General features: G+C 53.6%; 17 protein-coding genes. 15 read left to right on the forward strand and 2 right to left on the reverse strand.

What is annotated here, in order from left to right; all coding sequences use genetic code 11:
- The first annotated feature begins 16 nt into the window (after positions 1–16).
- The 15 genes from F1E05_RS06520 to F1E05_RS06595 all read left to right on the forward strand — a co-directional run bounded on the left by F1E05_RS06520 (position 17) and on the right by F1E05_RS06595 (position 20,231).
- Positions 17–1,156 carry a glycosyltransferase family 4 protein gene (locus tag F1E05_RS06520; RefSeq protein WP_150047523.1) on the forward strand — a complete coding sequence of 380 codons (1,140 nt, stop codon included), beginning with the start codon at positions 17–19 and terminating at the stop codon, positions 1,154–1,156.
- The gene (locus tag F1E05_RS06525; RefSeq protein ID WP_150047524.1) at positions 1,153–2,316 is read left to right on the forward strand and encodes a glycosyltransferase; all 1,164 of its coding nucleotides are present in this window, start codon (positions 1,153–1,155) and stop codon (positions 2,314–2,316) included. The genes F1E05_RS06520 and F1E05_RS06525 overlap by 4 nt, the downstream gene beginning before the upstream one ends.
- Positions 2,317–2,339: 23 nt before the next feature.
- Positions 2,340–3,122, forward strand: coding sequence for a WecB/TagA/CpsF family glycosyltransferase (locus F1E05_RS06530; protein WP_150047525.1), 783 nt, complete (start codon positions 2,340–2,342; stop codon positions 3,120–3,122).
- Between the two features lie 235 nt (positions 3,123–3,357).
- The gene (locus F1E05_RS06535; RefSeq protein WP_150047526.1) at positions 3,358–5,364 is read left to right on the forward strand and encodes an acyltransferase family protein; all 2,007 of its coding nucleotides are present in this window, start codon (positions 3,358–3,360) and stop codon (positions 5,362–5,364) included.
- A gap of 62 nt (positions 5,365–5,426) precedes the next feature.
- Positions 5,427–5,726, forward strand: coding sequence for a WecB/TagA/CpsF family glycosyltransferase (locus F1E05_RS06540; protein ID WP_150047527.1), 300 nt, complete (start codon positions 5,427–5,429; stop codon positions 5,724–5,726).
- Between the two features lie 1,071 nt (positions 5,727–6,797).
- A complete protein-coding gene (locus F1E05_RS06550; RefSeq protein ID WP_150047529.1) occupies positions 6,798–7,172 on the forward strand; it encodes a VOC family protein in 375 nt (124 codons plus the stop codon).
- A gap of 40 nt (positions 7,173–7,212) precedes the next feature.
- Positions 7,213–7,902, forward strand: coding sequence for a helix-turn-helix transcriptional regulator (locus F1E05_RS06555; RefSeq protein WP_150047530.1), 690 nt, complete (start codon positions 7,213–7,215; stop codon positions 7,900–7,902).
- Positions 7,903–8,604: 702 nt separating this feature from the next.
- Positions 8,605–10,881: a CehA/McbA family metallohydrolase domain-containing protein gene (locus F1E05_RS06560; RefSeq protein WP_150047531.1), complete on the forward strand. Its 2,277-nt coding sequence runs from the start codon at positions 8,605–8,607 to the stop codon at positions 10,879–10,881.
- A gap of 30 nt (positions 10,882–10,911) precedes the next feature.
- A complete protein-coding gene (locus F1E05_RS20400) occupies positions 10,912–11,529 on the forward strand; it encodes a VPLPA-CTERM sorting domain-containing protein (protein WP_197737418.1) in 618 nt (205 codons plus the stop codon).
- A gap of 197 nt (positions 11,530–11,726) precedes the next feature.
- Entirely contained in the window at positions 11,727–12,605 is an 879-nt protein-coding gene (locus F1E05_RS06570) for a peptidyl-prolyl cis-trans isomerase (protein WP_150047532.1), read from the forward strand.
- Positions 12,602–13,552 carry a HupE/UreJ family protein gene (locus F1E05_RS06575; protein ID WP_150047533.1) on the forward strand — a complete coding sequence of 317 codons (951 nt, stop codon included), beginning with the start codon at positions 12,602–12,604 and terminating at the stop codon, positions 13,550–13,552. The genes F1E05_RS06570 and F1E05_RS06575 overlap by 4 nt, the downstream gene beginning before the upstream one ends.
- Before the next feature lie 193 nt (positions 13,553–13,745).
- The gene (locus tag F1E05_RS06580; RefSeq protein ID WP_150047534.1) at positions 13,746–14,369 is read left to right on the forward strand and encodes a putative 2OG-Fe(II) oxygenase; all 624 of its coding nucleotides are present in this window, start codon (positions 13,746–13,748) and stop codon (positions 14,367–14,369) included.
- A 176-nt stretch (positions 14,370–14,545) separates the two neighbouring features.
- The gene (locus F1E05_RS06585; RefSeq protein ID WP_150047535.1) at positions 14,546–17,212 is read left to right on the forward strand and encodes a fused MFS/spermidine synthase; all 2,667 of its coding nucleotides are present in this window, start codon (positions 14,546–14,548) and stop codon (positions 17,210–17,212) included.
- A 164-nt stretch (positions 17,213–17,376) separates the two neighbouring features.
- Positions 17,377–18,936, forward strand: coding sequence for an alkaline phosphatase D family protein (locus F1E05_RS06590; protein ID WP_197737419.1), 1,560 nt, complete (start codon positions 17,377–17,379; stop codon positions 18,934–18,936).
- Positions 18,937–19,019: 83 nt separating this feature from the next.
- Positions 19,020–20,231, forward strand: coding sequence for a glycerophosphodiester phosphodiesterase (locus F1E05_RS06595; protein WP_150047537.1), 1,212 nt, complete (start codon positions 19,020–19,022; stop codon positions 20,229–20,231).
- Between the two features lie 181 nt (positions 20,232–20,412).
- On the opposite strand, the gene F1E05_RS06600 is transcribed toward F1E05_RS06595, so the two are convergent.
- Together F1E05_RS06600 and F1E05_RS06605 are read right to left on the reverse strand one after the other, a co-directional pair.
- Positions 20,413–24,951, reverse strand: coding sequence for a PAS domain S-box protein (locus F1E05_RS06600; RefSeq protein WP_190303267.1), 4,539 nt, complete (start codon positions 24,949–24,951; stop codon positions 20,413–20,415).
- Between the two features lie 498 nt (positions 24,952–25,449).
- Positions 25,450–26,625, reverse strand: a complete 1,176-nt coding sequence (locus F1E05_RS06605; RefSeq protein WP_150047539.1) for a phosphoglycerate kinase — start codon at positions 26,623–26,625, stop codon at positions 25,450–25,452.
- Positions 26,626–26,786 lie beyond the last annotated feature (161 nt).

Raw genomic sequence — 26,786 nt, forward strand, 5'->3', positions numbered from 1 at the left:
TTAATTTGAATCCATTATGAGATTAATAGAAATAGTTATATTTCAGCCTGTTTTAAAAAAATATAGAGTTCCTTTGTTTATTAGATTAGGGGATGCGTTAGAAAAGAAAGGATATAAGCTTACAGTTGTCTGCGGAAGTCCTCCACGCTATCAAATCGAAAAGAATGATAATGTCCTATCAAACGGTAAATATTGGGTCGTTGGTAAAAGTTATTGGCTCTGTAACGAGCGTGTGCACTTTTTGCCAATTGCTTTGAAGTATATTGTTTCATCTAATATTTTTATAACGGAACAAGCAAACAAGCATTTTCATAATATTATTCTTTTGGTTTTGCGTTTTCTTAGGCTCAAGCGATTTGCTTATTGGGGACATGGGCAAAATAGGCAAGGTAACCCTGGAAGTATTTCTGAGAGAATTAAAAGATTACTTATATGCAGCTGCGACTGGTGGTTTGCTTATACTAAAGGGGTGGCTGAGTTAGTGGTTTTTCATGGTTTTCCATCAGATAAAATCACAGTCCTCAATAATAGTATTGATACAACTGATTTCAGGCATGATCTCGATTGTGTCTCTATTTTAGATGTCTATAAATTTAAGATTGCCCACAGGATACCTGAAAACGCACGTATAGGATTATTCTGCGGAAGTTTGTACTCAGATAAAAAACTGGATTTTTTGCTTTCTGCAGCAATAAAAATACATAAAAGAGATCCGTTATTTTATTTGTTAATAATCGGAGGTGGTGACGATAAATCACTAGTTGAATCGTTTGCAGACCAACACAGTTTTATTATATACGTTGGTTCAAGCTTTGGTATTGATAAAGCTATCGCATTTAAATCAGCTGAAGTATTTTTATGTCCTGGTCTAGTTGGGTTAGCTATTTTAGATGCATTTGTTGCGGGTTTGCCGTTGATAACCACAAATTTTCCCTATCACAGCCCAGAAATAGAGTATTTAAAGCATGATTTTAATGGCTTAATGTCAGTTTTTGATATTGATTCATATGCAGATATGGTTGTTGATATATTTGCCGACAGGAGAAGGTTAAGTGATTTACGTACGAATGCCACTAACACCTCGATAGATTATTCGATAGAAAAAATGGCATCTAATTTTGAGTACGGTATTCTAGGCTTTGTGGATTATAAATGAAGATATTATTGGCGCATAATTATTATCAACAAGCCGGTGGAGAAGACGCGGTTTTTTCTTCAGAATCCAAATTGTTATCTGATCATGGGCATATTGTCGAAAAATTTTGTGTTAATAATAATAATCTGTTAAAGACCAATTTTGCCGGCAAAGTGCAACTGGCATTAGCGACGCATTATTCTGTAAATAGCCGTAATCTGGCATTGGCAAAAATAAATTCGTTCCGTCCTGATTTGGTTCATGTTCACAACTTTTTCCCACAAATTTCGCCTTCCATTTACGATGCGTGTCAACTGGCAGGCGTTCCCGTTGTTCAGACTTTACACAACTATCGTTTGATTTGTCCCGGCGCTTTGTTAATGCGGGACGGCAAGATTTGTGAAAAGTGTATTTCCGGCAGCCCTTTTCAAGCAGCTTTATATCGCTGTTATCGAGGCTCTATACTAGGTAGTTTAGTTGTAGGGAATATGGTGGCTGTACACCGGCGAAAAAAAACTTGGCTATCCAAAGTGGATAGATTTATCGCATTAACACAGTTTGCCAAATCAAAATTTGTAGAAGCAGGATTTTCTGATAACAAAATTTCCGTAAAGCCCAATTTTGTGACAGCGAATAATAAGGATGTTAACTTAGATCATCGGGAAAATTTCGCTTTGTTTGTTGGACGCTTGAGTTCTGAAAAGGGTTTGTCTACTTTGGTTCGTGCTTGGGAATCGTTGGGTGAGAAATATCCTCTGAAAATTATCGGCAGCGGGCCTTTAAATGAAATCGCGGTTGATAGACCGGGCATTGAATATTTGGGACAACTACCGGCAGAGGCTGTTTCGATGTACATGAGACGAGCGTCTTTCCTGGTCATGCCGTCCGAATGGTATGAAGGATTCCCGATGGTATTGGTGGAAGCGTTCGCTAATGGGCTACCGGTATTGTGTAGTCGTTTGGGCGGCATGGCGGAAATCGTAGAAGACGGGGTGACAGGTTGGCATTTTGAGTCAGGTAATTCGCAAGAACTTGCCGATAAAGTCCGTTGGATATTTGATAACGAACAGTGCTGCAGACAATTCGGGCGTAATGCCTATACTACTTATATGGAAAAATATACGGCGGAAAAGAATTATCAGTTGCTAATGTCTATTTATAATGATGTTTTACACACTTAATAGTATTTATTTTTAACAATGTTATGAAAATTCAAATGATGGGAGAAAAAAGCATTGATATTTTGGGAGTCGGATTTTCGATTCGCAATTATCAAGAGGTCCTTCAGCAATTTGAGTCATGGATAGTTGAAGGTATTTCTCATCAAGTGTGTATCGCCAACGTTCATACTGTAATCACCTGCCTGCACGATCAAGATTTTCGCGACATTAACAATCGTTCGCTCGTATCTTTGGATGGTTTGCCTTTGGTCTGGTACGCCAATTGGGTGTTGGGTGCGGCGGCTACCCGCGTTTGCGGGCCGGACCTGATGCTGAAGTGTCTGGATCAAGGCCGGAGCAAGGGTTGGCGGCATTTTTTCCTGGGCGGCAAGCCGGACGTACTGGAGGATTTGGTCAGTAAAATGCGCGCGAAATATCCCGGCGTGGAGATAGTCGGCTGGCATTCGCCGCCTTTCCGGCCGTTGAGTGCGGAAGAAGACGCGCAATTGGTGTCGCTGATTAATGACGCTAAAGCGGATTTTCTTTGGGTAGGACTAGGTGCGCCCAAGCAGGAAAAATGGATAGATGCGCATCTGTCGCAAGTTCAGGTGCCGGTGCAAGTCGGTGTCGGGGCGGCATTCGATTTTCATTCCGAGCGGGTTCCGCGCGCGCCGCTGTGGATGCAAAAAAACGGTTTGGAGTGGCTGTTTCGCATGTGGAACGATAAACGTCTGTTCAAGCGTTATTTGACTACCAATCCGATTTTTTTGGTGCTGTTGTTTCGTGATTTGTTTTTAGTTCGGTTGTTAAAGTATCGTGAACGATAAATATTCGGCTTACGAATTGTTTATAATATTCTGCAATAAAGCGCTTGGAAAATATTTGAGTAAAAGTTAAGAATATGGATATTCTGATTTTATGGTTGATTTAATCAGATTTGCTAACTACTTCAATAGAACTAATTTGCAGTACGGAATTTCTGATTTTTCTATTGGTAGCCCGTTGGTTTGGTTGTTTGGTTATATTATTGATCCTCGGTGTTTATGTCTATAGAGAATAGAGATGCTGCATAGAAAAGAAATTGATGGGCTTAGGGCTGTCGCAATACTACCAGTGATTTTTTTTCATAGTGGCCTACTGGGTATGGATGGAGGATATGTAGGGGTTGATATTTTTTTTGTTATTAGCGGGTATTTGATTACCTCCATTATTCAAGAAGAAATAAATAAAAATAAATTTTCGATCGTAAGTTTTTATGAGAGGCGAGCACGGCGAATTTTGCCAGCTCTTGTTGTGGTTTTATTTTCTACCACAATTGCAGCATTTATTTTAATGCCTCCAGATTATTTGAAATCATACTCTAAAAGCATGATTTCAGTTGTGTTGTTTTGTTCTAATATATTTTTCTACCGGACAAGTGGGTATTTTTCGACTAATTCAGATGAAAAGCCGTTGTTGCACACTTGGAGTCTATCAGTTGAGGAGCAATATTATATATTTTTTCCAATATTTCTCTATTTATTAAGATTAATAAGTAAAAGAAAGTTGGTTGTGTTTATTTTTGTTCTTTGTGTTTCATCGTTGTTGTTATCTCAGTACCTAGTTATAAAGCAAGAGAACGACGCTAATTTTTATCTGATTTTTAGTAGAGCTTGGGAGTTGTTTGCTGGTTCACTAGTTGCTCTTTGTTTTAAATATTATAGCTCAATTAATTTGATTGTTAGAAATGTGGTAAGTGTGTTTGGTTTTTTCCTTGTAATTTTATCTATATTTATTTTTGATAAAAATACACCTATCCCTAGTTTTTATGCTATTGCACCGATATTAGGTGCTATGCTAATCATATTGTTTTGTGATGATCGCACGTTGGTTGGAAGGTTTTTAGCTAATAAGTTATTTGTCTTTATTGGATTAATCTCTTATTCATTATATCTATGGCATCAGCCATTATTCGCATTTTTGCGAATGAAGACTGTAGGGGAGCCATCTCCATATATGTTTGGTTATGCAATAGCTTTGGCTTTTATTTTATCGCTGTTAAGTTATAAATACATTGAAATACCTTTTAGAAGAAAAGAATGTTTTTCAAGAGGGTCTATATTCTCGATGTCTTTAGTTTCACTATCGTTGTTTTTTGTCATTGGTGTATCTGGAAGTGTGTTTGGAGGATTAGAAAATCGGTTTGATCCAAATGTATATTCAAATACTGTTTCGTATAGTCCAAAAAGGAATGAGTGCCACACTAAGGGAGATAATTATATAAAGCCAGATAAAGCGTGCAGATATTTTGGAAAAAATGTAACATGGGCGAGCTTTGGCGATAGTCATATTGTTGAACCTACTTATGCGCTTGCCAAATTATTGGAGCCCTATGATGAGGGGCTGATGCATTTCAGCTTTAGCGCTTGTCCACCTGCACTACTCTTTGATCTAAAGTTACCTGGCTGTTCGAATTGGATAAATGATGTTCTTTCATATTTAGAGCATAACAATTCTATTAAAAACGTATTAATAGGTTTTAGATATAGTGAGTTCTTGTACGGTAATCAGCTTTCATTGTATCCAAATTTGCCTGACGAAACTCCTAATATTAAGCTGTTAGATTCTTCTATTTCGTACACGGCGGATAACGCGCGAGAGGCTTATTGGAAAAGTTTGTTTAAAATAATTGAACGTTTAAATGCGTCTGGAAAGAGGGTGTTTATTATGTATCCTATTCCTGAGCTCCCTGTCGATATCATAAAAGCTATTTATCCATTTTCGATATTTGGTGGGGATGGAATGATAGATTTGAGTAAGACTACCAGTTCAAGTTATTATTTTGCTAGAAATCATTTTATTATTGATAAGTTGGATTCACTCCCCTATGGGGATTTATTGCAAGCGATAAAGCCATTTGAAGTATTATGTAACTCAGGGTACTGTCCAGCTATAAGCGATGGTAAGGTGCTTTATTTTGACGATGATCATCTGAGTGTTGCCGGTGCCGATAAATTGATATCTGGTAGTATGTTGAGGAAAGGTTTAGCGTTTGTTGAAGATCGCGGAAACGAAGTGAGCGCGAATTGAAAATTTTTAATCCTCAATAGGTGTAGCGTCGGGCTGGTTTTGGAGTGTCCAGAAACTCTCTAATGCATAGCGATACGCCGTCAAGTCATTCGGAGTTGATTTTCTTTGGGTTAGGCGCGCATCTGTCGCAAGTTCAGGTGCCGGTGCAAGTCGGTGTCGGGGCGGCATTCGATTTTCATTCCGAGCGGGTTCCGCGCGCGCCGCTGTGGATGCAAAGACACGGCTTGGAGTGGCTGTTTCGCATGTGGAACGATAAGCGCTTAGTCAAACGTTACCTCACTACCAATCCGATATTCCTTGCGATACTGCTGCGCGATTTTGTATTGATCCGGCTATTGAAGCGCGCCGTTAAGTTTGGCTAACAAGCGATTGGCCTGTCCGTTATGTAATGGGCTTAACGGGTATTCGCCGTTGTTCCGGAGCCGGAAAAGTTAAGCCCTAGTGTCCAATTGCCCAAACGTTAAGGCCGCTCAGCACGCGTAGATTCCGTTCGTCCACTGTTTGCCTTGTTCCAACGCACTACTAGAAAATCCTCGTAGGAGCGACGCGAGTCGCGATTCGGCAAATTATTCGCGACTCGCGTCGCTGCCACTATCAATGCTTTTGCTTGGCCTTGTTTCAGAAGGTTAGTGTTTCTATAACGGCGCATGAGTCAAAATGTGCTGTAATCCCGTATAAAGCCTATCCGGATGACTCGCACCCGAAGTTGGGAAAGCCCTTCCGGAGACTACCGGAAGCGTAACCGAAGGGATGCTGGCATCGAAATGGCCGATTACGCAGCAAAGGATATGGTTAAAAATAATTCCCTGTTTCAGGTTACAAGGATTTTCCCGTTCATTCTGAGCTTGTCGAAGAATGGACGGGAAAATACGAACATACGCCAAGCCTAACCGTTTGTGCTTCGACTGAGCTCAGCACGAACGGTTAGGCAGGAAGAGTCATTTCGGGACGTTATTTTTAGCGAAACCCTAATTGAGTCTGGAGTGGCTTGCATTGAAACCCGGTTTAATCAAAGTGCTGGATCTCAAGTGGCTCCAGCCCTGTCCGTGGACAAATTGGAACTACGCAGCGTTGAAACGGCATTTTTTTACAGCGATTATTTTCTTGCTTGCTCTGGCCTGCTATGCGGCTGGTTATAGCGCGGCCGGTAATTTAGGTTTTGCGTTCGGCGCCGCATTTGAAGTTTGGTTTTGGCTGCGTCTGTTCGGCGATAACAACTCCGGTAATTGATGACGGGGTTGATGCCGCATGCGGATATTGATAGTGGGAGCGATGCAAGTCGCGATTCGATGCTGCAATTTGCGACGCGCACCGCTCCTACCGGAATGGCTGAATCGTCAGAAAAAATTTCAACCGGATTCAGGCTACTGACATCACGCTGTCAGGAGGCGCCGCTTAACATAGCCGTTCCTTAACACGCAACGGAGTATCCGATGAATAACAATATAGCCACTTGGTTTGAACTTCCGGTCACCGACATAGCGCGCGCCAAAGCGTTTTACCGCGAAGTGTTGGCGGCGGAATTCAAAGACGAGGCCATGGACCATTTTCAGATGGCGATCTTCAGTGCCGAGGACGGCGCGGTCAGCGGCATGTTGGTCTTGGGCGATGGTTACCAGCCCAGTCAAACCGGCGCCGTGGTTTATTTCAACGGCGGCGCGGATTTGAGCGCACCGTTGGACAGGGCTGTTAGCCAAGGCGGCAGTGTGTTGGTGCCGAAAACGCCGATACACGACGGCGATTGCGGTTATTTCGCGCTGTTTTTAGATAGCGAAGGAAACCGGGTCGGTTTATATTCTCCCGCTTGACCGACTCTGCAGGCGGCCTTAACCGGCCGCCTTTTTACCCATGCGCCGCGCCGACCGCTTGTTTCAAATCGTCCAAATCCTGCGTAACAAACGGCAGATTACCGCCAAGGCCTTGGCCGAACGGCTGGAAGTTTCCGAGCGTACCATTTACCGCGACATCCAAGACCTCAGCCTGTCCGGCGTACCGGTAGAAGGCGAGGCGGGCGTGGGTTACCGCTTGCGGCACAGTCTGGACATTCCGCCGATTATGTTCAATGCCGACGAGATTCAGGCCTTGGCCGTAGCGGCGCGTTTGGCTAAAAGCTGGGCAGGGCAGGAATTGGGACATGCGGTGCAGTCCGCGCTGGATAAGATCAGCGCGGTGATCCCCGGCGATCTGCAGCACAACATCGATAGCAGCAAGCTGTTTGCCTTGCGTTTCGGCACGCGCGCCGATTTGGACGTTTACCTGGATGCCTGCCGTAAGGCCATCGATCAAAAGCGCTTGTTGCGGATGGATTATTGCCGGGCCGACAATCAGGTCAGCCGGCGCGTGATCAAACCGTTGGGCTTGTATTTTTGGGGCAGCGTGTGGACGCTGGTCGGTTGGTGCGAGCTGCGCGGCGATTTCCGCAATTTCCGGGTCGATAGAATTCAAGCGCTGCAAACCCTGCCGGACAGTTTCGAGGATGCGCAAGGGCAAAGCCTGCAAGATTTCATCGACATCATGCATAGGTTGCATGCTTGTTAAACGGGCTGTACATAAAATTGGTGCATATACTCTTACTCTGAAAGTCATGGTGGGAGCGTCGCTCCCACCGAAAAACTTCAATCCTCAGAACGTCTTGGTAGGACCGACGCATAGTCGCGATTTGCAAGGCCTCTCATCGCGACTATGCGTCGCTTCTACCAAACTGGCTTTCATTTGCCGGGGCGATGCACCAGTTTCATGATGGTTAGGCGGTTCGAGACGAAAGCATCGAAAGCATCGGGTTGACCTTAGATGTGGCGGCCATTTTCACCCACTCTGAATCGGTAAATAAAGCTCTAAGGGCTATTTTGTCGGCTTTACCGAGCACAAAAACGCTTAGCGTATGAGGTATAACAGAGGCCGAATATATGGCAGCAATTTCTACTACGGAGTTGCTCAACCGGCAGGTCGCTGCCGCGCAGAATGAAAGCTAGTTAAATGCGGTTCGGCTTGGTCGGTTTCGCTCGCGCTTTTTCTCTCCGGACGAATTTCTGACCGAATTTTACGCTGCCGGCAAATGGCTTGAATCTCGCGTTTAGGCCCGGCGCTTATGAATTCAATTTGTGAAGCACCGCTAAATTTTTTTATAGTAAAGACCTTGTAACACTGCCTTGATAGTAATTGCGTAACGGATTGAGTGTCGCCCGCAAAGGAATCATGCGACTAAAAACTATCCTAACAATTACTCAGAGGAATCGTGATATGCAAACCGCGTTCAGAAAGAACCAGGTTGCCTTGGCCGTCGCCGCCGCCATCGGCGGCGGTACGTTGGCGGCAACTCCGGTCGCCGCCACGGCAGCAGGTAAGGCGCAGGGCCAATACGTCTCCGGTGACTTCCACAACCATACCACTTGCTCGGACGGTTCGATTTCGATGCAGAAGCTGGTCAAGAAGTCTACCGATAAAATCGATACGCCTTGGGGCCTGGATTGGTTCGTACAAGCCGGCCACGGCGGCAGCGGCAACCGCAACTGTACCCTGGCGGAAGACGCCAGTCTGGAAACTCCGGCTTATCCTTTGGTGTATTCCGGCAGCGGCGAGCTGCAAGGCCCGACCACCACCTGGCAGAGCAGCAATCCTGCGGTTCAGCCTAAAGGTTTGGTGTCCGGTTCGGCCCCCAATCAAAGAATGTGGCGCTGGCAGTCGCTTCAGGAATTTCAGTACCCGATCGTGGAGTACCTGAACGCCCAAAAGGATTTGCCGTTGTTCATAGGTGTGGAAACAGTGGTTCCAGGCCACGAGCATACCTCCATGTCGGTGATTACCGGACAAATTCCGGCCGAGCTGGATAACGCGCAATTGCCGGGTTCTGCCGGTTATGTGGCGTTGGGCGACGCCAATGCCTTGGCTCAATGGGAATATTGCTTCGACCGTAACGATACCGATACCGGGCGCGGCAATACTACGGTGGGTTCCAGCGAGGGCAACAACTGGAATTGCTCGGTTCCGGGCAGCTTGAACGAGGCCGATCCCAACTGGAACAGCACCGCGCAAAAACTGATGCCCGCCAGCGGCAGCGGTGCCGGCGAGCGGGGGCACGCCAAAACGCTGGAAGCCTTGAAATGGATGGCGGCCTTCCACCCGAACACCAGTTACTACGCGCCCGCCCACTTGGAGCGCGCCGGTCCGTTCAATCCGAACGGCAACAACGGTTTCAACGTCGAACATTTGCGTAACTTCAACAACATTGCGCCTAACATCGTCTTCGGCATGGAAACCCAACCCGGCCACGGCGCATCGGACGCGCGCGGCGAATACACCATCCGCCGCAACAATATCGGCGGTACCAACGTCGATTCGGCCGGCGGCACCACCTGGGGCGGCACCGGGGTGTACGGCGCGCAAGTCGGCGGCGTGTGGGACGCTTTATTGGGCGAGGGACGCAATTTCTGGTTTTTCGCCAGCTCGGACTGGCATAACCGCGGCAGCTTCGGCCCCGACGACCGCCGTACCACCCAAGACTTTTACCCCGGCGAATACCAACGCGATTACGTGATGGTGCGCAACGGCAACGACAAGCTGCGTCCGCAAAGCATCGTAGACGGTCTGCGCAGCGGTAACAGCTTCGCCACCAGCGGCCAATTGATCGACCGCTTGGGTTTCATCGCTTGCGCCTCTTATCCCGGCCCGGGCTACCGGCCTAATGCGGCCGTGGAAGCGTTGGCGATTGCCGCGGCTAAACAAAACACCGACGTCGACAAATCCGGTTGTGCCACCATGGGCGAGAAACTGGTGGTGCGTAAAGGTGCGGAAATCGTCGTCTCCGTCGTGGTGCGCGATCCTGACGGGCACAACTACTCGCCTTATTCCTTCCCCAACCCGTCTTTGTTGCAGGTCGGTATAGATCAAGCCTTGAATGCGCCTGAGCTGGATCATATCGATTTGATCCGCGGCATGGTCACGGGCTACCGCACGCCGGGCGCAGAAGATTACGCCGGCGCTTGGCCGAACAACTGGGTCAGTAATCCGGATATGAGCTTGGTACCGGCGGCTGCGAAAAATACTTCGGCTGCGGTGATCATGAGCTTTAACGACGCCAGCTGGGCCGATGCCGGCAACGAGTTTTTGAAAATGACTTACCGGATTCCGGCGGTAAGCGCTTCGCAATATGTGCGCTTGCGCGGCAGCAACTTGCCGCCGTCGGTACCTTACGAAACCGATGCCGACGGCAACCCCTTGGCGGATATTCACACCAATGCCACCGCGGTTAATCCAAGCGTATCCGGCGGTAACGATGCCATCGCCGAAAACGCCAATCTGAAAATTCCGTGCACCACCACCGGTAGCAACGTTCCGGACAACGGCGCCACGTATACCGAAGGTTCGGCGCCTATCGACGGCTGTCCGGCGCATTTGCCGACGGTCAACGGCCGGAAAATGCTGGCTTACGACGTGGCAGCCTGGGCGGATTTGTGGTTCTACAGCAACCCGATCTACGTGCAAGTGGCCGGTTCCACCGTCGTGGCCGGCGTGAAGTAATCAATTAACTCGACTGATTAGGAATCGAATATGTTTAGCAAACGTTTGCTTGCGGCGGCGCTGTTTACCGCGTCGCCTGCGTTCGCGTCCACCACGTTTCTGGTGGATTTCGAAAAAGACTGGGACTACGCCACGGGCGACGTCGACGACTATTACAACGGCGGTACGGCGGCGGACGGCTCCGGCGGCGGTGCCGATCTGGGCGTGTCCTTCGTCAATATCTCCGGCCTGTCCAACGACGCCGATTTCACTTATTACAGCAATGCGCCGTCCATGCAAGGCACGGCTTACGCGCACGATACCGCCTATATGAACGTCGCGGCCGGCGTGGATGCTGCATTGTCTTTTTACTACGCGAGTCCGTCCGACGTCAGCGGCGCGGTCAAGGCCTACTCGGGGTTGAACGGCAGCGGCGAGCTGTTGGGTAGTTTCGATTTGGCGGCGAATAGCTCAAGCGCTTACGACAGCTGGAGCATGGCGACGTTTAACTTCAGCGGCACCGCGCTGTCGTTCGACTTCACCGAAGCCGGCGTGAATTATGTGGCGTTGGATAACGTCAGTGCGGTACCTGTTCCGGCGGCGGCCTGGCTGTTGGGCTCCGGCTTGGCGATGTTGGGTGTTGCCGGCCGGCGCAAAGCGGCGGTTTGAGTTTGAACCGGCTTAAATCCGGTTAATCGTTACTCTGAAAGTCATGGTGGGAGCGACGAGGGCGTCGCTCCCACAGAAAAACTTTTATTTGCTGGGGTGATGCCGCTTTTTCATGAACGTTAGTTCGAAGCGCCGCACGTTTATGGCCTGCGGCGCTTTCGGTTGCTTGTTTGGATTTAATTTTTACGATGTGTCCTATGTCCAGTTTACCTATTTCGGCGATTGCCGATTCTAAACCCGCCACCGATTCCGCCCGGCCGGAGGCTACGCTACGCACGCCCGGTTGGCTGCGCGAACCGTTGTTGCATTTTTTGTTGTTGGGTGGCGCTTTGTTCGGCATCGATCATTATGTGGTCGGTTTGCGCGACGACCCCGACACCATAGTGATTACCACCGAAGTCGACGACGAAATCGAAGGCGTGTTCGAAACCGCCAGCGGCCGCGAGCCCAGCCCGCAGGAAATGACGTCTTTGCAGCAAATCTGGCTGGATAACGAAGTGCTGTACCGGGAAGGTTTGGCGATGCAGTTGGACAAGGGCGACGATGCGATTAGGGAGCGCGTGATTTTCAAGGCCTTGAGCGTGATAGACGCCAACACCAAATTGCCGGCTTACGACGACGAGGTGCTGCGCGCTTGGTTCGAAAGCCATCGCAACAAGTACGACGAGCCGGCGCGTTACGATTTTCAGGAAGCGGTGTTGTCCGGGGACAACTCGGAGGCCGCGGTGCGGGCGTTCGCGGCCCGCTTGAATTCGGCTGAAACCGGCGAAGCCAACGCCGGCTTGCGGGTGTTCAAAGGCCGGCCGCAGGCAAACCTGGAGCAAAGTTACGGCAGCGACTTCGTCGCGGCTTTGGCGCAATCGCCGACAGGCGCCTGGCAAGCCTTGCCCGCCGGCAAAGGCTGGCGGGCGATCAGGCTGGAAGGGCTCTCGCCGCCCAAACCGGCGGATTTCCAAGCCTTGCGCGGAATCGTGCTGCAAGACTGGACCGACGCCACCATGGCGGAACAGCGTACCGCGGCGGTACGGGCGTTGGCCAAGAAATACCGGATCAAATTCGAGGTGGTCAGCGAATGAGGCGCTTGATAGTAATTTGGGCGGTTTGCTGGTGCGCGGCTTTCAGCGTCACGGCAGCGGCGCACGAAATGAGCATGGCGGAATTGCAATTGCGCGAGTTGGCTCCCGGCGAATTTCTGTGGCAATGGGGCTCGGGCGAAAAGCGCCCGGTCAGCGAGGATCTCAGCGTGCAATGGCCGGCCCGTTGTCATGTCGCGGAAAACAATCTGCATTGCGGCGCGGAGGGCTTGAAAGGCGAATTGACGGTCAACGGCGTAGGCGAGCGTTATTCGGCCGCGTTGCTCAAGGTATATTGGCTGGACGGCCGCGACCGGGTATATACGCTGACGGCGAGCCGGCCCGGCGTGCAGTTGTTCGGCGGGGCGGACGACACGCGCGGGGCGGCGGAGATTGTCGCCGTCTATACCGGCCTGGGTGTCGAGCACATCTTGAGCGGCGTCGATCATTTGCTGTTCGTGGCCGGTTTGCTGTTTTTGGTCGGCTTCGAACGCCGGCTGATTTGGACGGTTACCGCCTTCACCGCGGCGCATAGCGCCACCTTGGCCTTGAGCGCATTGGGGTGGCTGACGTTGCGCTCGGCACCGGTGGAAGCCTGTATCGCCTTGTCCATCGTGTTGGTAGCCGGCGAAGCCTTGCATACCCGGCCGACCTTGGCTCGCCGCTATCCGGGGGTGTTGGCGTTTTTGTTCGGCTTGGTGCACGGGCTGGGGTTTGCCGGCGCCTTGCAGGACATCGGCTTGCCCGAGCATCATTTATTGCCGGCCTTGCTGACCTTTAATCTGGGCGTGGAAATCGGCCAGCTGGCGGTGCTGGCATTGGCTTGGACACTGTGGCGGTTTGCGCGCGCGCATCCGCAATGGGCGCTAGCCAGAACGCCGGCGCTATACGGTATCGGCTCGCTGGCGGCTTATTGGTCCTGGGAGCGGGCCTTGGCGATTTTTGCTTGAGACTGATGCCGGCGAGATCAAGATCATCGCTCCGCAACTTTTGTAGGAGCGACGCGAGTCGCGATTCAAGTCCTCTGTCGGCGTCCCGCAACATGAGCAAGGCTGAATCATTGGCAATTTTTCCAGGCTAATTAATCGCCCCGGCCATAAAAATTAAGAAACCTATTTGTTACCGGATTTTAAGGCAATCGAAATGGATGAAGTGATCGGTTTGTTTCCGACCCCGTTGATGCGCGCTCCGGCCTGCGTGCCGGAGGCGATAGTGCAGGGTTTGGCGGCGCATTTCAGCGCATTGGCCACCGAGGAAAACAATTCTTCCGCCAATTTGGTGCATACCCGCATGTTGCAGCCGGGCGACAGCCCTTTACTCGTGGAGGCGGCCGGGTTGATAACGCCTAAGCTGGTCGAGTTCGGCGCGCTGTTGTTCGGCGAGCGCTTGGGCTGGTCCATCAAGGAAATGTGGGTCAACGTGTTGGATAACGGCGGCCACCAAGCCATGCACAACCATGCCAACAGCTTTATTTCCGGCGTGGTGTATTTGACCCCGGCCGATCCATCGTCGCGCACGGTGTTCATGAAGTCGCCGGGCGGGGTCGATTTCAGTTTTAAAAACGATCACGCGGGCGTGGCGACCGGCCCGTACAACGCCGAAAAGTGGATCAGCCCCGCGCCGTCTCCCGGCGATCTGGTGCTGTTTCCGAGTTATTTGATGCACGCGGTGCCGCCCAATGCCGGAGCCCGGCGTATCACGCTGGCCTTGAACGCAATTCCGGCCGGTTTGGATTCCTGGGGTTACGCGATCCGCTTCGCCGGCTGATGCCGAGGTCTTTAGATGATTGTGAAAATTACCATGGAAGTCATGGTGGGAGCGGCGGCCTCGCGGCGAACAGGCGTTGGAATCGCGACGGGGTGTCGATCCAACTTTCAAAACTTTACATTGTCGGGGCTGATTGCCATGTTGTTATGCGCGTTAGGCCGTTAAGACGCCGCGGTATGTTAGCGCCGGTCCGGACAACCGATCCGGCGCCCGGCGGCGCATCCGGCCTGAATGCGGATGTCGGTTCGGCTTCGGTAACCGGGGCGCGGCGAATTTCGCTGATCCTGATGCTCGCCTCCGGCTTTGCCGGTTTGGGTTATCAAATCGTCTGGACCCAGCAATGCGCATTATGGCTGGGGCACGAATCGGCGGCGGTGCTGGCCGTGTTGGCGGCGTTTTTCGGCGGTTTGGCCTTGGGCGCTTTGGCGCTGGGGCCCGGCATAGAGCGCAGCCGCAAGCCGTTGCGCTGCTATGCCGCTTGCGAAGCCGTGATCGCCGTTTGGGGGGTAATGTTGATCATAGCGATGCAGCCATACAGCGAATGGATGCTGAGCTTGACAGGCGGGCAACCGTCGGCGGTCCGGCAATGGACGGTGGCGTTTTGCGGCACTTTTTTATTGCTGTTGCCCGCCACTGCGGCAATGGGGGCCACGCTGCCGGCGATGGAACGGGTGCTTGCCGGTTGGCAGCACAGTCAACGTTGTATCGCGCGGCTGTATGCGGCCAATACCTTGGGTGCGGTGTGCGGGGTGCTGGCGGCCGCGTTTTGCTTGGTTCCGGAGTTAGGACTGACGGCGACGACCGCGCTATGCGTGGCGCTGAACGCAGTGTGTGCCTGGGCGGCATGGCGCTGGCTGTCGGCGCCGTTGGCTGGTCACGGCCTGCCGGCGCAGGATAAACGCTACGAGCTCGGTTTGGTTTTGTTCGGATTGGCGGCGAGCGGTTTTTTAGGCATCGGTTACGAAGTCATGGTGGTGCGGGTAGTGAGCCAGTTGGCCGAAGACACCGTGTACACCTTCGCCGTGTTGTTGGCGGTGTATCTGCTCGGCAGCGCCGCCGGGGCGGCGGTGTACCAGCGCATGCGTCCGCGCGAGACCGCTTTCGCCAGGGTTGCCGGCCTATTACTGTCCGGCTTGGCCTGCGCGTGTTTGATCGGCACGGCCGGTTTGTTCGCAGGGGATGCGCTCAAGGTCTGGGCGGCGCGGAATATGGCGGGCAGTTTGGCCGGCGCGATCGGCGCCGAAGCCTTGCTGGGGTTGGTCGCTTTCGGCTTGCCTACCGTTTGCATGGGGGCGGCTTTCAGCCATTTGAGCCGATGGGCGGCTGCACGCGGGGCCGGTTTCGGCCGGGCTATCGGCGCCAATACTTTGGGGGCTGCGTTCGCCCCGGCAGTGTTCGGAGTCTGGCTGACGCCGGCCTTCGGGGCCAAAGCCGCGCTGCTGGCCGTCGCCGCAGGCTACGCCGTGCTGGCGGCCATTAGCGCGCGCCGGTTGCCTCGCTTAGCGTGCTGGCCGCTGGCGCTGATCTTGGCCGTTGCGCTATGGGCGCCGCCGTTGCGGTTTGTCGAGCTGGCGCCGGGCGGCCGGCTGGCCAGCTACCGGGAAGGGGCGATGGCGGCGGTCAGCGTGGTCGAAGATGCCGACGGGGTGGTCACGCTCAGAATCAACAACCGCCAGCAAGAAGGCAGCAGCGCGACCGGGTTGGTGGACGGTCGGCAAGGCATGCTGCCGCTGCTGTTGCACCCTGCGCCGCAGCGCGCGCTGTTTCTCGGCTTGGGTACCGGCGTCACCGCCGCGACCGCCGCCGAGGACCGCGCGCTGCAGGTGGATGCGGTGGAGTTGTTGCCCGAGGTGGCTCAAGCCTCGCGGTTTTTCCAGGATGTAGCGGCCGGCGGCGCGCCGGCGCGGCTGCATCTGCAAATTGCCGACGCCAGGCGGTTTGTCCGCACCAGCCGCCGGCAGTACGATGTGGTGGTTGCCGATAATTTTCACCCGGCCCGTAGCGGTTCCGGCGCGCTTTACACCCTGGAGCATTTTCGGGCGGTGCGGGAGCGCTTGGCGCCCGGCGGCCTGTTCTGCCAATGGTTGCCTCTACACCAGCTGGATGCCGATACCTTGCGCAGCATCGTGGCGACGTTTCTGGCGGTTTATCCGCACGGTTGGGCAATGTTGGCCAGCAATAGTTTACAAACCCCGGTTGTGGGTTTGCTGGCGCGCAACGACGGCCGCCGATTCGATTTAGCGGCGATCCGGCAACGCTTGGCGGCTAACGATTTCGGGGTCGAGCCGGCGGATTACGGCTTCGAAGACGAATGGGCCTTGCTGGGCAGCTTCCAGGCGGGCCCTGCGGCCTTGGCCCGGTTTAGCGGGAATGCCCCGCTCAATACCGACGACCGGCCGGTGGTTGCCTATCGGGCGCCGCGCATTACCTATTTACCCGATTCGCAACCCGGCGACCGCCTGCTGACGCTGCTGCAGGAATGGTCGTTGCAGCCCGGCGAGCTGCTCCAAACGGAGGATAGCGAGTCTTCCGACCGGCTGCGGTTGGCGGCGTATTGGTCGGCCGGAAAGCGTTACCTGCAAGTCGGCCGCAACGTCAGGCCGTTAGCCGATCCGGGGGCGATGCTGACCCAAGTGCGCGAACCGTTGCTGGCCGTGTTACGCACCAGCGCGGACTTTCGTCCGGCCTACGCACCTTTGCTGAATATGGCCATGGCGTTGGCGAGCCGGGATTCAAGCGCCGCAATTACTCTTTTGCGCGAGCTCGCCCGGCTGCAACCGGCACGGCCGGAAGCGGCGGAGGCCTTGCGCCGTTTGGAATCCGGGGCGTTTGAATCGCGCTAAGTCGGCGGTTCACCGTCTACAAACTGTCATTGCCGGGTCACGCTGTTGTCACGGCTGCCTGCCTAAAATCGGCCTTCCATTGACATTGAGGGGGAGGCGACATGCGCAGCAAGGTGTTATGCAGTAGCAAGAAGAGGATTAAGGCTTCGACGAGGGCGGCACTGATGCTGGCAGCCGCTTCGCTGGCCGCGCCGTTGGCGGCCGGTGCCGACGACGTTCCGCAAATGGAGCAGGGCATTCAAATCGGCGATCTGGCGCCGGGCCGGGCGGTGATCTGGAGCCGTACCGATAGGCCGGCACGGATGATGGTCAAATATGCGTTCGACGAGCAGTTTAGCGATGCGGTAACGCTACGCGGTCCCTACGCGTTGCCGGAAACCGATTATACCGCGCGCCAAGATTTGACCGAGTTGCCGGAGGGTTCGGACGTATTCGTGGAGGTTTGGTTCGAGGATTTAACCAATCAGCGCAACCTCAGCCAGCCGGTTGCCGGACATTTTCACAGCATCGGCGCGCGCGACGATATCCGTTTCGTTTGGGGCGGCGACATCGGTGGCCAGGGTTGGGGTATCAATCCGGATTTCGGTGGCATGAAAATATACGAAGCGATGCGGCAAGTGCATCCGCAATTTTTCATCGAAAGCGGCGACAGCGTGTATTCGGACGGTCCTATCCAGGCTTCGGTAGTTGCCGAAAACGGGCGGATTTGGAATAACCTGGTGACGCCTGAAGTCAGTAAAGTCGCGGAAACCTTGGCCGAGTTTCGCGGCCGCTACAAATATAACTTGCTGGACGACAATGTACGGCGTTTCAACGCCGAGGTGCCGCAGATCTGGCAATGGGACGATCACGAAGTGGTGAACAATTGGTCGGATGCCAAAGATTTGAGCGCCGATCCGCGCTATAGCGTCAAAGACGTGCCGCTGCTGGTGGCCCGTGCCGCGCAAGCCTTCCACGAATACGCGCCGCTACGCCCGCACGGCGCGGACGAACCGGAACGCATTTACCGCAAACTGTCTTACGGGCCGCTGCTGGACGTATTCGTTTTGGATATGCGTAGCTACCGCGGTCCTAACACTGCCAATTTGCAAAGCGAACAAAGTGCTGTCACGGCATTTTTAGGCGAGCGGCAATTGGCTTGGCTGGAGCGCGAATTGGACGATTCGAACGCGGTGTGGAAAGTGATTTCCGCCGACATGCCGATCGGCCTGAATATCGGCGACGGAAAAGACGCCGAGGGTAATCCGCGCTGGGAAGCCATCGCCAACGGCAACGACGGCTCTGCCGCCGGACGCGAGTTGGAGATTGCCCGCCTATTGAGTTTCATCAAACACCGACATATCGACAACGTCGTTTGGTTAACCGCCGACGTGCATTATGCGGCTGCGCATTATTACGATCCGGCTAAGGCCGCCTCGACCGATTTCGCCCCATTCTGGGAATTCGTATCCGGGCCGTTGAACGCGGGTAGTTTTGGCCCCAACAGTACCGACGCAACCTTCGGACCGCAAGTCGTATTCAGCAAAGCCCCGCCGGCCGGCCAGGTCAACTTGTCGCCCTACGCCGGTTTGCAGTTTTTCGGCGACGTGCTGATAGAGCGCCGCAGCAAGGCGATGACGGTAGCGCTGAAAGACATCAACGGTGCCACCGTGTTCAGCAAAACCTTGAACGCTAAAGGCGGCGCACATCGCTTTGAGCATCGGGAGCGCGGCGGGTACCGATAACGGAATGACAACCGCCGTTCCTTGTCGGTTTGTGTCCGGTGGGGAAGGGCAGCGGCAAAAAATTCAATCTTGAGGAAAACGTTATGAAATGCGATTTGTCCAACACGCTGTTATTGACCGGTATAGCAGCGAGTCTGATCATGCAAACTCCCGCACAAGCGCACGAACGGCATAGCCATGGCCATCAACCCGTCGTTATCGGCCACCGCGGGGCGGCCGGGTATCGGCCGGAACACACGATAGCCGGCTATACGCTGGCGATAGAGATGGGGGTGGATTTTATCGAGCCCGATTTGGTGTTGACCAAGGACGGCGAGATGATTGCCCGCCACGAGCCCATGATAGGTTCCACCACCGACGTGGCCGATCATCCGGAGTTTGCCGAGCGCAAAACCACCCGGATGGTGGATGGCGTGGCTTACGACGATTGGTTCGCCTCGGACTTTACTTTGGCGGAAATCAAAACCTTGCGCGCCAAGGAACGCTTGCCGCAGTTGCGTCCGGCCAACACGGCCTACGACGGCTTGTACCAAATTCCCACCCTGGACGAAGTGATTGCGCTGGCCAAGCAAAAAAGCCGGGAATCCGGACGTATCGTCGGTATTTATCCGGAAATCAAACATTCGACTTTTCACGCCGGCTTGTTCGGCCAACATGTGTTCGAGAACAAACTACTGCGCAAACTGCACCGGGAATATGGCAACAGCGCTTGTGCGCCGGTTTATATTCAATCCTTCGAAGTCTCCAATTTGCAGTATTTGAGCAAATTGACCCGGATTCCGTTGGTGCAGCTGATCGATGCCGACGACGTCAATCCGGACGGCTCGATGTCGCTGGTGGCGCCGTATCGCCAGCCTTACGATTTCGTGGTGGCCGGCGATAGCCGCAGCTTTGCCGATTTGCTCAGCCCGCAAGGCTTGCGTTTCGTCAAACGCTATGCGGATGCGATAGGCCCGTGGAAACCCTATTTGCTGAAAACCGTGGACGACGGCGTCGACCGAAACGGTGACGGTAAGTTGACCATCAACGACCGGCGGGTGGAAGGCAGTACCGGGGTGATCGAAAACGCGCACGCCGTGGGATTGAAAGTGCATACCTGGACCTTCCGCAACGATTCCAGCGGATACGGCTTCAGCGATCCGCAAGCGGAAATGACCTATTACTTCGATTTGGGCGTAGACGGCTTGTTTACCGATTTCGCCGATACCGGGGTGGCCGCCCGCGAGGCTGCCGTCAACGCCGGCGAGGCCCTGCACGGCGGGCGCTGCCGGCCGTCTTCCCATCCCCGCCGATAAGGATTGCGCTGCAAAGCGCTTGGGCTTACGGTCCCCACGCGTGGCGTGGGGACTCGTTTAGGGACGCTCCTCTATCGCCAATTGCCGCGCGTTAAGGCCGTATGCCCGGAATATGAAAACGCTGCCTGGAGTATGAGTTTTCGCCTCTTCGCCGCCGGGTTTTGAATGGCGAAGGAAGGCGTCAACTTGCGGCTTGCCGTTTTAGCCAGGCATTCGCCGCATTAAGCAGTTCTTCGAAATGCCGGTAAAACTGGTCCAGCAAAGCGTCCGCGTTGGGGGCGCCCGAGCGTAAAGCCTTTTCCGCCGCGCTCGACCGTTCGACCACTTGCATGGCGCTGACGCTTCCGGCTGCACCGCGTAGCTTGTGCAATTTAGCGGCGGCGGCTTCAATCTCGCCGTTGGCCATATCCATTTTGATCAGCTCGGCGAAGTGACGGTGATTGTCGATAAACACGCCGAGTAGGGTGGCGAAAAACTCCAAGTCGCCGTCCATTTGCGATTCGGCGCGCTGTTTATCTATCCCGTCGATGGATGGAAAGTCCTTGTTTTCTGACTGAACCGGCGCTTCGACGCATTCCGGCCCGGTTTCGCCTATGCAGTGCAGTAGCGCTTCTTTAAGTTGATTGATGTCCACCGGCTTGGGAATGAAATCGGTGACACCGGCATCGAAAATCGCTTTGCGCTCCTGACTCATGACGCCGGCACTAAAGGCCAGCACCGGTAAATTCTTCAGATTCAGCTCATTGCGAATGGCGCGGGTAGCCGCGATGCCGTCCATGATCGGCATTTGCACATCCATCAGTACGGCGTCGAAGCCTTCGGGTTCGGCTTTTAAGGCATTGACGGCTTGTAAACCGTCGCTGGCAAACACCGTGTGCGCGTTTTCCTTGTGCAGTATGCGTTTAACGACTTCCAGGTTCATTTCGCTGTCGTCCACGACCAAGATGCGCTTGCCTGCCAGACTCTTGGCCGGTTTTGCGGCCAAAAGGTCGGGAAGCGATGCGATTTTCGCTAGCGTGACTTTGAAAGGTACTTCGAACCAGAACAAGCTGCCGAATCCCAACCGGCTATTGACGCCGATCCGGCCGTTCATCAGTTCGACCAAACGTTTACAGATGGATAAACCTAATCCGGTACCGCCGAATTTACGGGTGTAAGAGGCATCGGCTTGGGTGAATGGGCTGAATAAGGCGTGCAGATCGTGTTCCGCTATGCCGATGCCGGTGTCGCGCACTTCGAAGCGCAGCACGGCACAATCGGCGGCTCGATCGACCACGCTGACGCTCAGGCTAACCTCGCCACGTTCGGTAAATTTGATGGCATTGCCGACAAAGTTGATCAAAATTTGCTCCAAACGCAAGCAATCGCCTATAAGCTCGACCGGAACCTCCGCTTGCCGGTTGACCTGCCACAGCACATTTTTGTTGGCGGCCAAACTACTCATCAAGTTGTCTATATGCTGGAGTTTGGCATCCAGATTGAAGGCTTGTTCGTCTATGCGCAATTCGCCGGCATCGATTTTAGAGAAATCCAGAATGTCGTTGATGATGGCCAGCAACGAATTGCCGGCTTGGCGTATCCGTATCACCATTTCCCGCTGAGACGGCAATAAGCGCTCTTGTTCCAGTAGCTGGACCAAGGCTAAAACGGCGTTCATCGGCGTGCGGATTTCGTGGCTCATGTTCGCCAGGAAACTGCTTTTAGCCTGGTTGGCTTGCTCGGCGGCGACTTTGGCATTGCGCAGCTCGGTAACGTCGTAAAACCAAGCCAACACCGCAGGTTGTCCTTCATACTCGATAGGCATGAACGAGGCTAAGGTCCACACGGCGCCTTTCTCCGGAAAGTCGGGGTTATGCAATTGCACCATGTGATCGATGACGGCTGTTCCGGCGCTCAATTGTTGGAAAAGCTCGTTAAACACTTGCTTGTCGACGTAATACTTTTGCACGTCTATCCCGGTTACCTGAGAGCGCTCGACATGCAATAAATCTGCGAACCGTTGATTGGCGAATACCACTTTACGCCCGCCGTCGACCGCAACCCTGACCGCAACCGGGGACGATTCCAACATGCTGCGGATGGTAGCTTGCTGCTTTTTGAGCTCGGTGACGTTCTGTGCGATACCCAGGTAGCCGTTGATTCGGCCTTGCGTGTCGAGCATGGGCGTCACTACCAAGGTCACCGGCACGGGCACACCGTCTTTGTTTAGGTAGGTCCATTCGCGATGTTCCGACCCTTCTTTTGCTGCTTTATAGGCCAATACATCGAAACCGGCGATATTGCATCCATACTCGCGGCTGAGTTCGGTGGCTCGATTCGCGATTTCGGCCGGGGCGTGGAACGCCAGCGGACTGTATTTTCCTATCGTCTCTTGCGCACTGTAACCCAGCATGTTCTCGGCGCCGGAATTGAACAACTGGATGATGCCGTCGGCATCGGTGGCGATGATCGCCACGCGGGTTGCGGCCCGCAATACGTTTTCCAAAACCTCGTTGACCCGGTTCAATTCGGCGACGGCCATTTTCTTAGAGGTAATATCGATGCTCATGGAAATGTAACGGTCGATAGCGCCGCGTTCGCCCATGACCGGAGCGATGACGATATCCACCCAGTACAAGCGCTCGTCTTTGGCGCGGTTGCAAACCTCGGCACGCCACGCTCTGCCGGATTTAACGGTATCCCACATCTGTTTCCAGAAATCGTGCGAATGTAAGCCGGAACTGAGCAGATTATGGTTATGGCCAATCAATTCGTCCGCACTGTAGCCGCTGAAGCTGCAAAAATTGTCGTTGATCTGCCGTATACGCCCATCCTTGTCGGTAACCGAATACAACAAATGTTCGTTGACGGCCCGCGTCAACAATTCGTTTTCTTGTAAGGCTTCCGTCAGTTGCCGCCGGTTTTCCGCGATTTCGCTGACGTCGTGCAAAATGGAATAAAAGCCCTTAACTTGCCCACCCACTTTGTCGGGCACGTAATGCACCAGGCAATAACGCATGGCAGAGCTACCGGGAATAGGCAGGGTCCGTTCATACTGCTGAGTTTTTCCCTCCAGGGCGCTTTGAATGTAAGACTTGTTTAATTGATAAAACTTTTCCCCCAAAGCTTCGCGGATATGCATGCCGGAGATTTTACTTGCGTCGATTCCGAACCAGTCTTGATACGCATGGTTAGCTACCCGGTTCAGCAAGCGGCTGTCCCAATAGCCGATGACGGACGGTACGCTATCCAACACGTTTTGCAAATGACGCCGGGCCGCTTCCAACTCGGCGGTGCGTTGTCGTACTTCCCGTTCCAAGTTGTTGTTGAATTCCAAAATTTGGGCTTCGGCCATTTTCTGCCGGGTAACGTCCCGGATAATTTCCGCAATGCCCACCGTGCGTCCGCTTACGGAGCGGATCGGAAACATGGTAATTGCCGCATCGATCATGCCGCCGTCTTGCTTGCGGCGTAGCGTGATGAAATCGGCGACCGGTTCTTCCCGTAAAATTTTGGCTCTGGTTTGCCGCTCTTGATGGAGATAGCCGTCCGGAATGATCAAACCGGCCAAGTCCCAACCAACCGCTTGTGCGGCCCGATAGCCGAAGATCTGTTCCGCCGCCGTATTCCAGCTGGTGACCATGCCGTCCAAATTTACGCTGATGATGGCATCTCTGGAGCTTTCTACGATGACCGCCAAATGCGCTTGATAAAACAAACCCTGGCGTTGCCGCAGTCTATTCAATAAAAAACCGTATAGCAGCAGCGCGATTAAGCCGCTCAAACCTATCAGCGCGACAATGACTTGTTTGGGATTGGTAAGATTAAGCGCCTCGACGAATTTAGGCAAGGGTTTGACTTCCAGGCGCCAGTGACGGCCGTAGATCGATAACGGCACGGTGACGGCCAAGTTTTCGATAGGCGCCGAATTATTGGTATAGGTGAAAAACCGGGACCAATTGCCATACTGATCAGCCTCGTCGATGGCTAGTGCAAACTCGCCGTCTTGATAGTCGAATTCCGCCAGCACCTCGTCTATCAATAGCGGGGTATAGACCAGGCCGATAGCCGAAGCCATGCGTTGCGCCGGATTGCCGGGCGTAGCCCCGGATCGGTAAACCGCTAACGATAATAAAAAACCCCGGCTAGGCTGGCCGCTGGCTTGTACCAGAGTTATCGGCCGAGTGAGGACGGCTTCGCCCTGTTCGATTGCCTCGACCGCGGCCTCCCGTCTATTGCGTTCGGAGGCGATATCCAAGCCGATTGCCGCGCGATTGTCGGATTCCGGCTCGATAAATACAATGACCAAGCGCTCGCCGGCATGCGCTGTGAGTTGCGAGATGTTGAAGTCCGGCATACCGTCTTGTCGAGCTGCGGCGACGAATTCGGTTTCCTGCTCCGGCAGCACCCGGCGGATGAAACCGAAACCGCGCGAACCGGGAAACTCTTTTGCGATGTCGCGCGAAGCCATGTATTGCCGGAACACCTCTCTCGGAATGTTTTCGTATCCGCCGGCTATCACGGCGCCTCTAGCGCCGCGCAAACCGAGTTCGTATCTGCCGATGCGCATTTGCAATTGTGTCGCCACCCGGTTGGCGACTTGGGAAAACTTTTGCACCTTTTCCGCCTGTTGCCGGGCTTGCAATTGCACGCCCAGGCCGACCGCCAGCAAGCAAGCAAAAGCAAAAAATAGCAAGGCTGCTATTAAAGGCTTATGCGCTTTCAGAAAATTGGAACCCATGGGCGGAGCCATTCACGGTAAATGTAAAGACAATCTTAACGCCAGCCGTCAAAATCGTGCAGGTAATATCGCCAAAAACGGCCTCTACCCGCAGAAAAGCCAGTGTTGCTGCGCTGCACAAGCGCTTGGCTTTTAAAACAGTCACTTAGTCCCGTGCTCAGAGCGTCACCAAGCTGTTTTTTCTAGCTTTATCACTGAACAAAGATTCAGTGCCGTTCGAGCATCCTTATTCGTGGCAATCGCCTTAACAAGCGTAGGTGCGAATTTATTGGCCACCGGTTGGCGGCTTCAGGCCGAATAAATTCGACCGGTTTGGCACGCACAGTCCAACATTTCGGCATCGGGTGATAGGGTAGGGAGGGGGCTCATCCGCTGTAGGACCCGGGCGCTACGGTTTCGCGGGGGCAACTGATTGTTTCCGGGCGTGCCGGTTTAGCATGCGGCTGTTAACAGCGTAAGGCTACTTCCCTGTAAGCCTTCACTCCGAAAAAGGCGGGTTTATTGTGCCCGAGCCAGCAAGACGGCAACGGCCGGTAGTTCCTTGCCTTCTAAAAATTCCAAGAAAGCGCCGCCGCCGGTAGAGGTGTAGGACACTTGCTCGGCTATGCCGTATTTGTCGATTGCCGCTAACGTGTCGCCCCCGCCGGCTATCGAGAATGCGGGGCTGTCGGCAATCGCTACCGACATGGCTTTAGTGCCTTCGCCGAATTGATCGAATTCGAATACGCCGACGGGGCCGTTCCAGACTATGGTTCCGGCTTTAGCCAGGATTTCCGCGTACAGCTTGGCGGTTTCCGGACCGATGTCCATGATCATGTCGTCCTCGGCCACGTCGGCTACGTTTTTAACGGTGGCTGCCGCGCTTTCCGAGAATTCCTTGGCGCAAACGACGTCGACCGGCACCGGGATTTCGCCGCCGCGTTCTTTGGCTGCCGCCATCAAACGTTTGGCTTCCGGAAGCAAGTCTGCTTCGTACAGGGATTTGCCGACGGTATAACCCGCCGCCGCGATAAAGGTGTTGGCGATACCGCCGCCGACGATCAGTTGATCCACTTTGGCAGAAAGCGACTCCAGCACCGTCAATTTGGTGGAGACCTTGGAACCGCCGACTATGGCGACCAGCGGCTTTTGCGGGGTTTCCAGGGCTTTTCCCAATGCGTCCAGTTCCGCCGCCAACAGCGGACCGGCGCAAGCGACGGCGGCGTGTTCCGCGACCGCATAAGTGGAAGCTTCCGCCCGGTGCGCGGTACCGAAGGCGTCCATTACGAAAATGTCGCACAACGCCGCCATTTTTTTGCCTAACTCGGCGTCGTTTTTCTTTTCGCCTTTATTGAAACGCACGTTTTCGCATAACACGACTTCACCGCGTTTCACCTCGACGCCGTCCAGCCAATCCTTTACCAATTTGACCGGTTGGCCTAGCAGTTGCGAAAAGCGCTCGGCGACCGGTTTCAAGCTGGAAGCTTCGTCGTACTCGCCTTCGGTGGGCCGGCCGAGATGCGACATCAAAATGACCGCCGCTCCGCCCGCCAATGCCGCCTCTACCGTGGGCACGCTGGCTTGAATGCGCAGATCGCTGCTGACTTTGCCGTCTTTGACCGGCACGTTCAAGTCTTGCCGTATCAATACGCGCTTGCCGGACAAATCCAGATCGACCATTCTTTTAATAGACATAAGCTCTCCTCAAGGTAAAAAACTCGGGCATTATAAAGTGAATCGGCCGGCCGATTCGACAATTCAGCGCGGCAATGCTACGAGCGGCCGGGGCTGGACGCTATCCGCGCCGTGCGGGCAGCTAGCAGGCAAGTTAATGAAATGAAAGACTATTCCGTTCA

It is taken from the genome of Methylomonas rhizoryzae (assembly GCF_008632455.1).
In the GTDB taxonomy this organism is placed as follows: domain Bacteria; phylum Pseudomonadota; class Gammaproteobacteria; order Methylococcales; family Methylomonadaceae; genus Methylomonas; species Methylomonas rhizoryzae.